General features: G+C 72.4%; 10 protein-coding genes. 1 reads left to right on the plus strand and 9 read right to left on the minus strand.

Translation table 11 applies throughout. The annotated features are described in order from the left end of the window. Positions 1-237 precede the first annotated feature (237 nt). Positions 238-2,106, minus strand: coding sequence for a translation elongation factor 4 (gene lepA / locus ACTT8P_RS07355; RefSeq protein WP_442830720.1), 1,869 nt, complete (start codon positions 2,104-2,106; stop codon positions 238-240). A 252-nt stretch (positions 2,107-2,358) separates the two neighbouring features. On the opposite strand from lepA, the gene rpsT reads away from it, so the two are divergent. Beyond that, positions 2,359-2,625, plus strand: a complete 267-nt coding sequence (rpsT, locus tag ACTT8P_RS07360) for a 30S ribosomal protein S20 (RefSeq protein WP_332887458.1) — start codon at positions 2,359-2,361, stop codon at positions 2,623-2,625. Between the two features lie 246 nt (positions 2,626-2,871). Here rpsT and holA read toward each other — a convergent pair whose 3' ends face one another. From holA to leuS, 8 genes are all read right to left on the minus strand, one after another. After that, positions 2,872-3,858: a DNA polymerase III subunit delta gene (gene holA, locus ACTT8P_RS07365; protein ID WP_442830721.1), complete on the minus strand. Its 987-nt coding sequence runs from the start codon at positions 3,856-3,858 to the stop codon at positions 2,872-2,874. 61 nt (positions 3,859-3,919) lie between these two features. Then, positions 3,920-4,165 carry a hypothetical protein gene (locus ACTT8P_RS07370; protein WP_442830722.1) on the minus strand — a complete coding sequence of 82 codons (246 nt, stop codon included), beginning with the start codon at positions 4,163-4,165 and terminating at the stop codon, positions 3,920-3,922. A gap of 75 nt (positions 4,166-4,240) precedes the next feature. Beyond that, positions 4,241-5,122: a YceI family protein gene (locus tag ACTT8P_RS07375; RefSeq protein WP_442830723.1), complete on the minus strand. Its 882-nt coding sequence runs from the start codon at positions 5,120-5,122 to the stop codon at positions 4,241-4,243. Between the two features lie 211 nt (positions 5,123-5,333). Next, on the minus strand, positions 5,334-8,015 hold the full coding sequence (locus tag ACTT8P_RS07380; RefSeq protein WP_442830724.1) for a ComEC/Rec2 family competence protein: 2,682 nt from the start codon (positions 8,013-8,015) through the stop codon (positions 5,334-5,336). Next, positions 8,012-9,181 carry a helix-hairpin-helix domain-containing protein gene (locus tag ACTT8P_RS07385; protein WP_442830725.1) on the minus strand — a complete coding sequence of 390 codons (1,170 nt, stop codon included), beginning with the start codon at positions 9,179-9,181 and terminating at the stop codon, positions 8,012-8,014. The genes ACTT8P_RS07380 and ACTT8P_RS07385 overlap by 4 nt, the downstream gene beginning before the upstream one ends. Positions 9,182-9,364: 183 nt before the next feature. Then, positions 9,365-10,210, minus strand: coding sequence for a DegV family protein (locus ACTT8P_RS07390; protein ID WP_442830726.1), 846 nt, complete (start codon positions 10,208-10,210; stop codon positions 9,365-9,367). A gap of 117 nt (positions 10,211-10,327) precedes the next feature. After that, positions 10,328-11,077: a hypothetical protein gene (locus ACTT8P_RS07395; RefSeq protein ID WP_442830727.1), complete on the minus strand. Its 750-nt coding sequence runs from the start codon at positions 11,075-11,077 to the stop codon at positions 10,328-10,330. Between the two features lie 162 nt (positions 11,078-11,239). Beyond that, a complete protein-coding gene (gene leuS, locus ACTT8P_RS07400; RefSeq protein ID WP_442830728.1) occupies positions 11,240-14,116 on the minus strand; it encodes a leucine--tRNA ligase in 2,877 nt (958 codons plus the stop codon). Between the last annotated feature and the right edge of the window lie 154 nt (positions 14,117-14,270).

Consider the following 14,270-nt stretch of genomic DNA (forward strand, 5'->3'; position numbering starts at 1 on the left):
GACATCCTCCGGGCCCGCGACGGTGCGGCTGGCTCTCTGCGGCTGGCTTCACGGCTGCTTCTCGCTCGCGAGCCGTTGTTAACTCGCGAGTAACTATCGAGCAGGGATCAGAGTAAGGCCCGACCGGCTGGTATGTAAGGGCCCGCACCCTGTCATTTCCTTCAGACAACGGTCACACACATACACAAAGGCCCGTCGCACTTTCGTGCGACGGGCCCCTTGTGTCCGTTTCCGCGGTTACTTCTTGCCCTTGCCCGATCCCGCGCTGTCATCGCTGGAGAGGACGGCGATGAAGGCCTCCTGGGGAACCTCCACGGAACCCACCATCTTCATCCGCTTCTTGCCTTCCTTCTGCTTCTCCAGCAGCTTCCGCTTGCGGGAGATGTCACCGCCGTAGCACTTGGCGAGGACGTCCTTGCGGATGGCGCGGATGGTCTCGCGGGCGATGACCCGGGAGCCGATGGCCGCCTGGATCGGCACCTCGAAGGCCTGCCGCGGGATCAGCTCGCGCAGCTTGGCGACGAGCCGCACGCCGTACGCGTACGCCGCGTCCTTGTGAGTGACCGCCGAGAAGGCGTCCACCTTGTCGCCGTGCAGCAGGATGTCGACCTTGACCAGGGAGGACGTCTGCTCACCGGTGGGCTCGTAGTCCAGCGAGGCGTAGCCGCGGGTCTTGGACTTCAGCTGGTCGAAGAAGTCGAAGACGATCTCCGCGAGGGGCAGGGTGTAGCGGATCTCGACGCGGTCCTCGGAGAGGTAGTCCATGCCGAGCAGGGTGCCGCGCCGGGTCTGGCACAGCTCCATGATCGAGCCGATGAACTCGGTCGGCGCGAGGATCGTGGCCCGCACGACCGGCTCGTAGACCTCGTTGATCTTCCCCTCGGGGAACTCGCTCGGGTTGGTGACGGTGTGCTCGGTGCCGTCCTCCATGACCACCCGGTAGACCACGTTCGGCGCGGTCGCGATCAGGTCGAGGCCGAACTCGCGCTCCAGCCGCTCCCGGATCACGTCCAGGTGCAGCAGGCCGAGGAAACCGACGCGGAAGCCGAAGCCGAGGGCGGCGGACGTCTCCGGCTCGTAGACCAGGGCGGCGTCGTTGAGCTGGAGCTTGTCCAGCGCCTCGCGCAGCTCCGGGTAGTCCGACCCGTCCAGCGGATACAGCCCGGAGAACACCATCGGCTTCGGGTCCTTGTACCCGCCGAGCGCGTCCGTGGCGCCCTTGTGCTGGCTGGTGACGGTGTCACCGACCTTGGACTGGCGGACGTCCTTCACGCCGGTGATGAGATAGCCCACCTCGCCGACGCCGAGGCCGTCGGCGCCGAGCATCTCGGGCGAGTTGGTGCCGATCTCCAGCAGCTCGTGGGTGGCGTTCGTGGACATCATCCGGATCCGCTCACGCTTGCTGAGCCGGCCGTCGATGACCCGGACGTACGTCACGACGCCCCGGTAGGAGTCGTAGACCGAGTCGAAGATCATCGCGCGGGCGGGGGCGTCGGCGACGCCGACCGGGGCGGGGATCTCGGCGACCACCTTGTCGAGCAGCGCCTCGACCCCGAGCCCGGTCTTCGCGGAGACCTTCAGCACGTCGGCGGGGTCGCAGCCGACCAGGTTGGCCAGCTCCTCGGCGAACTTCTCGGGCTGCGCGGCCGGCAGGTCGATCTTGTTCAGTACGGGGATGATCGTGAGGTCGTTCTCCATCGCCAGGTAGAGGTTGGCGAGGGTCTGGGCCTCGATGCCCTGGGCGGCGTCGACCAGCAGGATCGTCCCCTCGCAGGCGGCGAGCGACCTGGACACCTCGTAGGTGAAGTCGACGTGCCCCGGGGTGTCGATCATGTTGAGGATGTGCGTGTCGTTCTTGTCGTGGGTGGGAGCCCACGGCAGACGCACCGCCTGAGACTTGATCGTGATGCCGCGCTCGCGCTCGATGTCCATGCGGTCGAGGTACTGGGCGCGCATCTGCCGCTGCTCGACCACACCGGTCAGCTGGAGCATCCGGTCGGCGAGCGTGGACTTGCCGTGGTCGATGTGCGCGATGATGCAGAAGTTGCGGATCAGCGCCGGGTCGGTACGGCTCGGCTCGGGCACATGGCTGGGGATCGCGGGCACGCAGGGTCCTGATTCTTGAGGCGTCCGCAGTGTCTGCGGTCTCGGGTCGGATCGATACGTAGCTTCCATCGTCCCACGGGCGGGGACCGCGGGGCGGTCTGGGAGGGGTCGGGGGCGGGTTTGGGGACGTGGCCGGGCCGCTGGTAGTGTGGGGAGCTGTGTCTCTTGCCCTCTCAGCGCGAGACACGACTTCTGGAAAATCACCGGCACGGGACCTTCGGGCCCCGTACCTGAACCTGTAGAGGCTCATTCGTGGCGAACATCAAGTCCCAGATCAAGCGGATCAAGACCAACGAGAAGGCCCGGCTGCGCAACAAGGCCGTCAAGTCCTCCCTGAAGACCGCGATCCGCAAGGCCCGCGAGGCCGCTGCCGCGGGTGACGTCGAGAAGGCCACCGAGTACCAGCGCGTCGCCGCGCGTCAGCTCGACAAGGCCGTCTCCAAGGGCGTCATCCACAAGAACCAGGCCGCCAACAAGAAGTCGGCGCTGGCGCAGAAGGTCGCCGCCGTCAAGGGCTGAACCCTTTATCTGGTCTGATATCTGGTCTGACCGCCGGAAGGACCCAGAGCGGGCCCTCTCTCATCCGCTCCCGCCCGGCACCCCGAGCCCACACGCGGCCTGCGTTCGCCACGCGGGTGTGGGCTCACCCTGAAGCGTGACCCGAGGCCCCGCCCGTTCTGGTTTCCAGTCGGGCGGGGTTTTGGTGTGTCTGCGGGGCTCTGTCGGGGGGCGGCGCCCTGCGCCGAAAACTCGCCCCGGCGGAACCTACCGCCCCCGCGACCGCGCCGCCCGCGCGATCACCACGACCGCCTTCTCCAACGCGTATCCGGCGTCGTCCCCCCCGCCCTTGACCCCCGCGTCCGCGTCGGCCACCGCCCGCAGCGCCACCGCCACTCCGTCCGGCGTCCACCCGCGCATCTGCTGCCGCACCCGGTCGATCTTCCACGGCGGCATGCCCAGCTCCCGGGCGAGGTCCGCCGGGCGCCCGCCCCGCGCCGAGGACAGCTTCCCGATCGCCCGCACCCCTTGCGCCAGCGCACTGGTGATCAGCACCGGCGCCACCCCCGTGGCCAGCGACCACCGCAGCGCCTCCAGCGCCTCCGCGGTCCGTCCCTCCACCGCCCGGTCCGCGACCGTGAAGCTGGACGCCTCGGCCCGCCCGGTGTAATAGCGCCCGACGACCGCCTCGTCGATGGTCCCCTCGACGTCCGCGACCAGCTGGGACACCGCCGACGCCAGCTCCCGCAGATCGCTCCCGATCGCGTCCACCAGCGCCTGGCACGCCTCGGGCGTCGCCGACCGCCCGGTGGTACGGAACTCACCGCGCACGAAGGCCAGCCGGTCCGCCGGCTTCGTCATCTTCGGGCACGCCACCTCCCGCGCCCCGGCCTTGCGCGCCGCGTCCAGCAACCCCTTGCCCTTGGCCCCGCCCGCGTGCAGCAGGACCAGGGTGATCTCCTCCACCGGCGCGCCGAGATAGCCCTTGACGTCCTTGACCGTGTCGGCGGACAGGTCCTGCGCGTTGCGGACGACCACGACCTTGCGCTCGGCGAAGAGCGACGGACTGGTCAGCTCGGCGAGCGTGCCGGGCTGCAACTGGTCCGAAGCGAGATCGCGTACGTCCGTGTCGGCGTCGGCGGCCTTCGCGGCGGCCACCACCTCCCGCACGGCACGGTCGAGCAGCAGGTCCTCCTGGCCCACGGCAAGCGTCACGGGGGCGAGAGGGTCGTCGTTCGCAGTCTTCCTGGCCATCGCGACAAGCATCGCACGCGGCACTGACAACGCGTCCGCCGCGACCGTCCGTACCGGACGGCTACGGCTCCTCCCGCCAGCCGTCCCACTGAGCGGCGAACTCGTCCAGCTCCCCGGCGTCCAGCCGGCGCTGCTCGTCCCGCAGGACGACGAGCCACTGGGCGTCCTCGGCGTCGTCCTCCCCGGCCAGCGCGTCCCGGACGAGCCGCGGTTCCTCGGTGATGCCGAACCGCTCCCCGAGCGCCTCCGCCGCCTCCTCGGCCGCGTCCCGGTCGGGCAGCACCAGCACATGTCTCACGTCACTCACGCCGGACATTGTCCGACACCGGCCGGCTGTCCGGCCGCCGGGCCGCCCGGCCACCCCGACCGCCGGGCCGCAGGGTCAGCCCTTGGGGACGATCTGTATGTCGAGGTCGATGACGATGCTCGGTCCGACCACGGCGATGCCGCGGGCCAGCATCGTCTGCCAGCTCACCGTGAAGTCGTCGCGGTGCAGTTCCGTGCTGGCCCGGCAGGCCGCCCGCGTCTCGCCCTCCATGCCGTTGCCCAGCCCGAGGTACTCGGCGTCCAGGGTGACCGTCCGGGTCACACCGTGCAGCGACAGTCCACCGGTGACCGCCCACCGGTTCCCGCCCCGGTGCGCGAACCGGTCGCTGTAGAACTCCAGCGTCGGATACCGCTGCACGTCCAGGAAGTCGGCCGACCGCAGATGGTCGTCGCGCATCCGCACGTTGGTGTCAATGGACGCCGCGTCAATCACCACGTGCATCGCCGACTGCTCCATCTCGTCGGCGATCCGCACCGCCCCCGCGAAGGAGTTGAACCGTCCGTGGATACGGGCCAGTCCGATGTGCCGCGCGGTGAAACCGATCGAGGAATGCGCCGGCTCGATCTCCCAGTCCCCCGCCTTCGGCAGCTCCGGTGGCGCCGCGACCTGCAAGGTCACATCACCGAGCGAGGCCAGCGAGTCCTCGACCACCGTCGCGGAGGCCCGGTACGGGGTGAAGCCCTCGGCGGACACCGCGAGCCGGTACTCCCCCGCCGGCACCGCCGTGACGAACGACCCCCAGGGATCCGTGCCGCCACTGACGATCTTGCGCCCCGCGCTGTCGCTCACCGTCAACTCGGCGTGCGCCACAGGTTCGTTGACCGGGTCCAGCACCCTGCAGCTCAGCACTCCGGCACTCGGTGGCATCTGCACCGCCGCCAGGGGTCCCGTCCGTCGAACCCGCTTCGCGCGGCTTCCCAACAAGCGGCCGATCATCTACGACACCCTCTGCCCGACGCGAACCATCCCTTACCGAAGATGCATTCGATCACCGTTGAGGCTTTCCAGGCAACACGGAGCCACATCACATCAATGCGGCGCATGTGCAGGCACTGCACACGAGTGGCCCCGTTGTGGCCCGAATTAACGGCTCCAGTACGGGTTTCGCACAGCTGCCGCACAGCCGGGTCGCCCGGCCAACCGTCCCTCAACTCCCCGTCACCCGCAGGCCCTCCTCCCCCGTGCCCGTGACCGCGAGCGCGCCGTCCCGGTCCGTCCGCAGCACCGCGGCGCCCTGGGCGCGCAGGCCCGCGAGCGTGCCGGGGGCGGGGTGGCCGTACGTGTTGTCCGCACCGCAGGAGACCAACGCCACTCGCGGAGCGGCCCGGCGCAGCAGCCCGGGGTCCTGGTGGGCCGAGCCGTGATGGGCCACCTTGAGCACGTCCACCTCCGCCAGCGCGGCGGCCGCCGGTGACCGGGCCAGCGCCCGCTGGGCGGGCGGTTCCAGGTCCCCGAGCAGGAGCAGCCGCAGGCCGGCCGTCCTGACCAGCAGAGTCACGCTGGCGTCGTTCGGCCCCTCCACGCCGAGGCGCTGACTCGCCGCGGGCGGTGGCGGCCACACCACCTCCCAGGACAACGCCCCGGTCCGGCGCCGCTCCCCGGCGACCGCGTGCCGCACCGGGACGCTGCGGGCCGCCGCCTGTCCACGGACGAAGTCCACCTGATCCACCGGTTCCTCGAAGCCGGTCGTCTCGATGGCACCCACCGACCGGCCCCGCAGCACACCGGGCAGACCCGCCACGTGGTCGGCGTGGAAGTGGGTCAGCACGACGAGCGGGACCTTGGTGATGCCGAGCGAGCGCAGACAGCGGTCGACGAGGACCGGATCGGGCCCGGCGTCCACCACCACGCCCGTGCCCGCGCCCGCCGCGAGCACCATCGCGTCACCCTGCCCGACGTCGCACATCACCAGCCGCCAGTCCGGCGGCGGCCAGCCCGTGACCACCCGGGTCAGCGGCGCGGGCCGCAGCACCGCGACCGCCAGCGCCAGCACACAGACACCGCACCACCAGGGATGCCGTATCAGCCGGCGTCCCACAAGCAGCGCACCGCCCGTGACCAGCGCGAGCAGCGCCGCCCCGGTCCAGCTCCCGGGCCAGTCCACCCCCGCGCCGGGCAGCGCCGCCCCGGTCCGGGCCACCCCGGCGAGCCAGCCGGCCGGCCAGCCCGCGCACCACGCCAGCGCCTCGGCCACCGGCAGTGCCAGCGGAGCGGTCATCAGCGCGCCGAAGCCCAGGACAGTGGCCGGCGCGACGGCGAACTCCGCCAGCAGATTGCACGGCACCGCCACCAGGCTCACCCGCGCCGACAGCACCGTGACAACGGGCGCGCACACCGCCTGGGCGGCGGCAGCGGCGGCCAGCGCCTCGGCGAGCCGGGGCGGCACCCCTCGGCCGCGCAGAGCGGTGCTCCAGCGAGGCGCCAGCGTGAGCAGCGCGCCGGTGGCCAGCACCGAGAGCAGGAAGCCGTAACTCCGGGCCAGCCACGGGTCGTACAGCACCAGCAGCAGTACCGCCGTGGCGAGCGCCGGGAGCAGGGATCTGCGGCGGCCGGTGGCCAGGGCGAGCAGCGTGACGCCCCCGCAGGCCGCGGCCCGCAGCACGCTCGGGTCCGGTCCGCACACGACGGTGAAACCGAGGGCCAGCGCCGCGCCGAGCAGCGCGGTGGTCCGCAGCGGGACGCCGATGCGGGGTGCCAGGCCCCGGCGTTCACTGCGCTGCGCCAGGCCGGGCGGGCCCAGCAGCAGGGCGAGCAGGATGGTGAAGTTGGCGCCGCTGACAGCCAAAGTGTGCGCGAGATCGGTCTCCTTGAACGCCTCGTCCAGGTCCGGGGTGATCCTTGAGGTGTCGCCGACGACCAGTCCCGGCAGCAACGCCCGGGCGTCCGCCGGGAGATCGTCGGTGGCGGCCCGCAGTCCGGCGCGCAGCCGTCCCGCGACCCGCTGCGGGCCCGACGGTCCGGCCACCACGTCCGGCGCCGCCCCGCCCCGTACCCGCCACAGGGCGGCGATGCGGTCGCCGCCCATCGCCGCGGGCGCCGACCGGGCCGTGACCCGCACCCGCGTGGTGGGCAGCAGCCCGAGCCAGGGCGAGGCCCGGGCCCGGTCGCCGGCCGTCCCCGGCCCACCGGGAGCTCGGGCCGGCGGCCCCCCGGCCACGTCGACGATCATCCGTACCGGTGTCCGGGTCGCCACCGCCGTCCCGTCCGCCCGCCGCACGCGGCGGACGTCGGCGTCGACCAGCACGGCGGGCGGCGCCGCGTGGTCGCCCTGGACGCGGGGGCGGGTCAGGCGCGGGGCCGAGGTCAGCTCCACGTCGGCGGTCACGGTGGCGTACCGCCGGGCCAGTTCCGGTACCGGGCCCCGGCGCGGGTCGGCGCCGTGCAGTCCGGCCGAGGCGGCGGACGCGGCGACGCAGAGCAGCAGCGCGGCGACCGCGGGGCCGTGTCCTCCCCCGGCTTCGCGGCGCGTCAGCAGCAGGATCCCGGCGACGACGGCACAGCCGGCCACCGCGCAGACGGTCCACCCGGTGGACAGGTCCAGGAACAGCGCCGCCGCGGCCCAGGCCCCGAGCGCGGGCGGCACCAGGCGCAGGTCCGCCGGTTCCTCCTGCCGGGGTCGGGCGGCGCCGAGCCGCTTCCCGGAGGCGGCGTGCACGGCCGCCCGGGCCGCCGTGCTGGGCGGCGGGGCCGACTCGGCCGACGGGCGGGTGTAGTTCCCGGCGTCCGCCGCGCGAGTCGGGTTCGCGCCTTGCCGGTCGTCCGCCGCGCGAGCCGGGTTTCCGCCCTGCCGGTCGTCCGCCGCGTGGACCGGCCCGGTCGGGCCCGTCATGGCCGTACGAGATCGCGCAGGTCGGCGAAGCGGCGTTCGCCGATGCCGTTGACCTCGCGCAGTTCGTCCACGGAGCGGAAACCGCCGTTCCGGGTCCGGTACTCGACGATGTGCCCGGCGAGGACGGGGCCGACCCCGGGCAGCGTGTCGAGTTGGTCGACGGTGGCCGTGTTGAGGGAGAGAGGGGCGGCAGGCGCCGCTCCCGGTACTCCGCCGGCCGGCCCACTACCGATCCCGGTCCCGCTCCCCGTCCCGGTCCCGGTCCCGGTCCCGCCGACCGGGTTCGCCCCCACCCCGGCGCCCTTGGGCGGTGGGCCCACGACGACCTGTTCGCCGTCCACCAGGAACCTCGCTCGATTGAGCGCGTCGGTGTCAGTGCCGGGGCGTACGCCACCGGCCGCGCGCAGGGCGTCCGCCACCCGTGAACCCGGCGGCAGACGGTGGACACCGGGTTCGCGGACCTCGCCGCTGACGTCCACCACGATCTCGGCGCCCGGGGTGGCGCCCGGCGCACCGGTCGCCGCCGTATCCGCCCCCGACGGCGTGCCGGTGGCCCCGGCCGCTCCCGCGGGTTCGCTGTCCCCGCCGTACGGCGTCGCCGCCGCCCGCACCACGTCGGGTGCGCGTACCGGCTGGGTCCGGCCGGCCCAGAAGTGCTGTGCCGCCAGGCCCGCGGCGGCGACGAGCACCACGGTCAGCGCCAGCGCACCGCGCCGCTCCAGCCCGCACCTGGTCTGGAGCCACAGCGGCATCCGCTCCCGCAACGCCAGCCGAGCACGCTCCCACCGGGAACCCACGCCACGGGCGGTCCCGACATCTGCATCAGCCCGAACGCCCGCACCGCCCGCACCACCCCGGGAGTCCACGTCGCCCTCCGCCCCGACCGCCCCGAGGTCGTCCGCTGGAGGCCCCGCCTCCGGCCGCCCGGGCGGTGCCTTTCCCGACTCCCGCCGCGGCACGCCGCCCCGTTCGCCGAACAGCGCCTCCGCCCGCTCCCGGAGTTCCTCCGCCGGGGCCCGGCGGACCTGGTGCCGTACCCGGCCCGGGTGCCGTACCCGGCCGTCGACCCGCGCCGGTCGTCGGTGGCGGAAGCGGCCGTCGGAGGCGGGGCGGCGGCCCGGACCGCTGGTCGGGGCCATTGCGCGAGAATGCGATCGAAGTGCCATGCGAAGAGGATCGGACGATCCGGCACACTCGCGCTGATCATGGTCGGTTTCTGTGGACCACCGCCCCGCTTGTGGATATCTCCGTCACCCACACGAGTGACATGCCCCCAGGCAGGCATCAGACAGACCTCAGATGACCTCGGACAGACCTCACGCACACCTCAAACACGCCTCACGCCCACCTCACCGCGACGAGACGACAACCCCCAGCAGCCCGGGCCCCGTATGCGCCCCGATCACCGCCCCCACCTCACTGACATGCAGGTCGGCCAGGGCCGGCACCCGGAGCCGCAGCCGGTCCGCCAGGGCCGCGGCACGGTCGTGGGCGGCGAGATGGTGGACGGCGATGTCGACCTCGGCGCCGCCCGCCCGGTCGGCGGCGATCTCCTCCAGGCGGGCGATGGCCCTGGAGGCCGTGCGCACCTTCTCCAACGGCTCGATCCGGCCGCCGTCCAGCCGCAGCAGCGGCTTCACCGCCAGTGCCGACCCGAACAGCGCCTGCGCGGCCCCGATCCGGCCGCCGCGGCGCAGATAGTCGAGGGTGTCGACGTAGAAGTAGGCGGAGGTGCCCGCCGCCCGTTTCTCCGCCGCCGTGACGGCCTCGTCCACCGTGCCGCCGCTCTCCGCCGCCTCGGCCGCGGCGACCGCGCAGAAGCCCAGCGCCATCGCGATCATGCCGGTGTCCACGACCCGTACCGGGACCGGCGCCTCGCGTGCCGCGACCACCGCCGCGTCGTAGGTGCCCGAGAGCTCGGCGGACAGGTGCAGCGAGACGATGCCGGTGGCGCCGGAGCCGGCCGCCGCGCGGTAGGTCTCGGCGAACGTCTCCGGACTGGGGCGGGAGGTCGTGACCGGCCGTCGCTTCTGCAACGCCTGGGCCAGTGAGCGGGTCGAGATCTCGGTGCCCTCTTCCAGCGCGCGGTCGCCCAGGACCACGGTCAGGGGCACCGCGGTGATGCCGTGACGCTGCATCGTCCGGGGCGGCAGGTAGGCCGTTGAATCGGTGACGATCGCGACATGGCGGGACATGAGCTGGAGGTTACCTGCCGTAGCGCCCATCCGGCAGTCCGGCCCCGGTCACCGGCACCGCACCCGCCTCCGCACCCGCCTCCGCATCCGGGCCCCCGTTCATTCGCGTCCGCACGATCAAGTCGTGCTCTCCGGCCGCGGCTTCTTCTGCCAGGGATACGCCGGACGCGGCCCGGTCGGGTCGAGCGCCGGCCGCGCCGGTCGCGTCGGTTCCCCGGCGGAGGCCGGCCGCCCGGTTCGCCGCGCGCCGGCAGCGTCGGCGTCGTTGTCGGCGGCAGCGGCACCCGCCTCGGGCCACGGAGGCGGCGGCGACGCGGGCTCCGTCCGGGTCCAGTGCCGCAGGGCCCCCGCCTCGACGTCGATCTGCGCGCTCAGCGAGTCCAGGTCGTCGTCGGCGAACCGGCGGGCCCGGTCACGGGCCGCCCAGCGCAGCGAGTCGGCCGCCCGTGTGACGCGCTCGGTGCGCTCGCGCAGTCCGGGGAGGCGCTGGGCGAGGGTGGCCCGGTCGGGCTCGGTCTCCAGTCGGCGCAGCTCGCCGTCGAGCTCGTGGCCGTGCGCGCTGAGCCGCTCGAACAGGCCCAGGGACTCCTTGAGGGACTCGTCCTCGGCCACGCCCGCGTGCAGCGCGTCCTGCGTGGCCCGCATGGACGTGCGCAGCGACAGCCGCAGCCGGGCGACCTCACCGGCGGAACCCGGCTGGACCAGGGACTTGGCGCGCAGCGTGTGCTCCTCCACCGTGCGCCGCGCCTGGGTGATGCCGCGGTCCACGCCGCGCTTGGCGGCGCCGACCGCCTTCACCGTGGCGTAGGCACCAAGGACGATCATGAGCACGAAGAGCAGGGCGACGACTGCGATCACTGCTTCCAAGATCTCCTCCTCGGGCCCCGCGGACGCGGCACGGCTCGCACCGCGCCACTCTTCAACGGTAAACGCCACGGGCAGGCCCGGAGTTCCAGAAAAACCCCGAACCTGCCCGTAGGGGACCACCCCTATGCCGGCCCCTGTCCCCTGTCCGTCACCCGGCGTCGCTCACGCCGGCACGATGTTGACCAGCTTGGGCGCCCGCACGACGACCTTGCGGATCCCGGCGCCACCGAGTGCCGCCACCACCTTCTCGTCGGCCAGCGCCACCTTCTCCAGGTCCGCCTCGGAGATGTCCGGGGCGACCTCCAGCCGCGCCTTGACCTTGCCCTTGACCTGGACGACGCAGGTCACCGTCTCGTCGACCACGTACGCCGGATCGGCCACCGGGAAGTCCTGGTGCACCACCGAGTCCGAGTGCCCCAGCTTGCGCCACAGTTCCTCGGCGACGTGCGGGGCCAGCGGCGCGATCATCAGCACCAGGGCCTCGGCGACCGGCCGCGCCACCGGGCCGCCCACCTTGGTCAGGTGGTTGTTCAGCTCGGTGACCTTGGCGATGGCGGTGTTGAAGCGCATGCCCGCCAGGTCGCCGCGCACCCCGTCGATCGCCTTGTGCAGCGCCCGCAGCGTGTCCACGTCCGGCTCCGCGTCGAGGACCGTCACCTCGCCGCTCGCCTCGTCCACGACGTTGCGCCACAGCCGCTGCAGCAGCCGGAACTGGCCGACCACCGCGCGGGTGTCCCACGGCCGGGACACGTCCAGCGGGCCCATCGCCATCTCGTACAGGCGCAGGGTGTCGGCACCGTACTCGGCGCAGATCTCGTCGGGCGTGACCGCGTTCTTCAGCGACTTGCCCATCTTGCCCAGCAGTCGCGACACCTTCTCGCCCTGGTAGAAGTAGGCGCCGTCGCGCTCCTCCACCTCGGCGGCCGGTACGGCGATGCCGCGCGCGTCCCGGTAGACGTACGCCTGGATCATGCCCTGGTTGAACAGCTTGTGGAACGGCTCGGCCGAGGAGATGTGCCCCAGGTCGAACAGCACCTTGGACCAGAAGCGCGCGTACAGCAGGTGCAGCACGGCGTGCTCGGCGCCGCCGACGTACAGGTCGACGCCGCCGTGCGGCTGGCCCTCGCGCGGGCCCATCCAGTACCGCTCGATCTCCGGGTCGACCAGCTGCTCGGAGTTGTGCGGGTCCAGGTAGCGCAGCTCGTACCAGCAGGAACCGGCCCAGTTGGGCATGGTGTTGGTCTCGCGCCGGTACCTGCGCGGGCCGCGGCCGTCGCCCAGGTCCAGGGTGACGTTCACCCAGTCCTCGTTGCGGGACAGCGGCGTCTCCGGCCGGGTGTCGGCGTCGTCCGGGTCGAAGGTGCGCGGGGAGTAGTCCTCGACCTCGGGCAGCTCCAGCGGCAGCATCGACTCGGGCAGCGGGTGGGCGATGCCGTCCTCGTCGTAGACGATCGGGAAGGGCTCGCCCCAGTAGCGCTGGCGGCTGAACAGCCAGTCGCGCAGCCGGAAGTTGACGGTGCCCTCGCCGATGCCCTGCTCGGTCAGCCACTCGGTGATCCGCGCCTTGGCGTCCACCACGCCCAGGCCGTCCAGGGAGACGTCCGCACCGGCCGAGTTCACGATCTTGGCGTCGTACGAGGCGAAGGCGTCGTCCCACGTCGTGGTGTCGGTGGAGCGGCCGTCGGAGGGCTCGACGACACAGCGCATCGGCAGCTCGAAGGCGCGCGCGAAGGCGAAGTCACGGGTGTCGTGCGCGGGGACGGCCATGATCGCGCCGGTGCCGTAGCCCATCAGGACGTAGTCGGCGATGAAGACGGGGATCTGCTCGCCGTTGACCGGGTTGGTGGCGTACGCGCCGGTGAAGACACCGGTCTTGTCCTTGGCCTCGGCCTGGCGCTCCACGTCGGACTTGGCGGCGGCCTGCGCGCGGTAGGCGGCGACCGCATCGGCCGGGGTGGCGTGACCGCCGGTCCACACCTCGTGGGTGCCCTCGGGCCAGGCGGCCGGCGTGACCTTCTCCACCAGGGGGTGTTCCGGCGCCAGCACCATGTAGGTGGCGCCGAACAGGGTGTCCTGGCGGGTGGTGAAGACGGTGATGTGCTCGCCGTCGACGGGGAAGTCGACGCGGGCGCCCTCGGAGCGGCCGATCCAGTTGCGCTGTTGCAGCTTGATGGCCTCGGGCCAGTCCAGCTCCTCCAGGTCGTCCAGCAGCCGGTCCGCGTAGGCGGTGATGCGCATGTTCCACTGACGCAGCTTGGACTTGAAGACCGGGAAGTTGCCGCGCTCGGAGCGGCCGTCGGCGGTGACCTCCTCGTTGGCCAGCACCGTGCCCAGGCCGGGGCACCAGTTGACCGGCGCGTCGGAGGCGTAGGCCAGCCGGTACTCACCCAGGACGTCGGCGCGCTCGGCGGCGGTCAGTTCGCTCCAGGCGCGCCCCCCGGGCACCTCGCGCGCGCCGGACTCGAAGGCGGCGACCAGTTCGTCGATCGGCCGGGCCCGGCCCGCCTCCTCGTCGTACCAGGAGTTGAAGATCTGCAGGAAGATCCACTGGGTCCACTTGTAGTAGTCCGGGTCGATCGTGGCGAACGACCGGCGCTTGTCGTGGCCCAGGCCCAGCCGACGCAGCTGGACCCGCATGTTCTCCATGTTGGCCTCGGTGGACACGCGCGGGTGCGTGCCGGTCTGCACCGCGTACTGCTCGGCGGGCAGGCCGAAGGCGTCGAAGCCCAGGGTGTGCAGGACGTTGTGACCGGTCATCCGCTGGAAGCGGGCGAAGACGTCGGTGGCGATGTACCCCAGCGGGTGGCCGACGTGCAGGCCCGCGCCGGACGGGTACGGGAACATGTCCATGATGAACTTCTTGGGCCGGTCGACCACGGCCGGGTCGCCCGCCAGGTCACCCGTCGGGTTGGGGGCGGCGTAGGTGCCCTCGGCGTCCCAGAAGTCCTGCCAGCGTGCCTCGATCTCGGCCGCCAGGGCAGCCGTGTAGCGGTGCGGCGCCACCACCTCGGCGGTGACGGCGGGGTTCGTCTCGCTCATGATCCTCAAAGCTCCATCGATCGTCTTCGCCCACGGCTGCGGTTCTCATTCAGGACAGAAATGAAAAAGCCCCTCGCACAGGAGGGGACGCCGCGCCGATTCCGACCTCTCCGGAGCACCGGCGGTCGGTACTGATCAGCGCGGCTCGCTAAGC

Source organism: Streptomyces sp. JW3 (assembly GCF_052216785.1).
Lineage (GTDB): Bacteria > Actinomycetota > Actinomycetes > Streptomycetales > Streptomycetaceae > Streptomyces.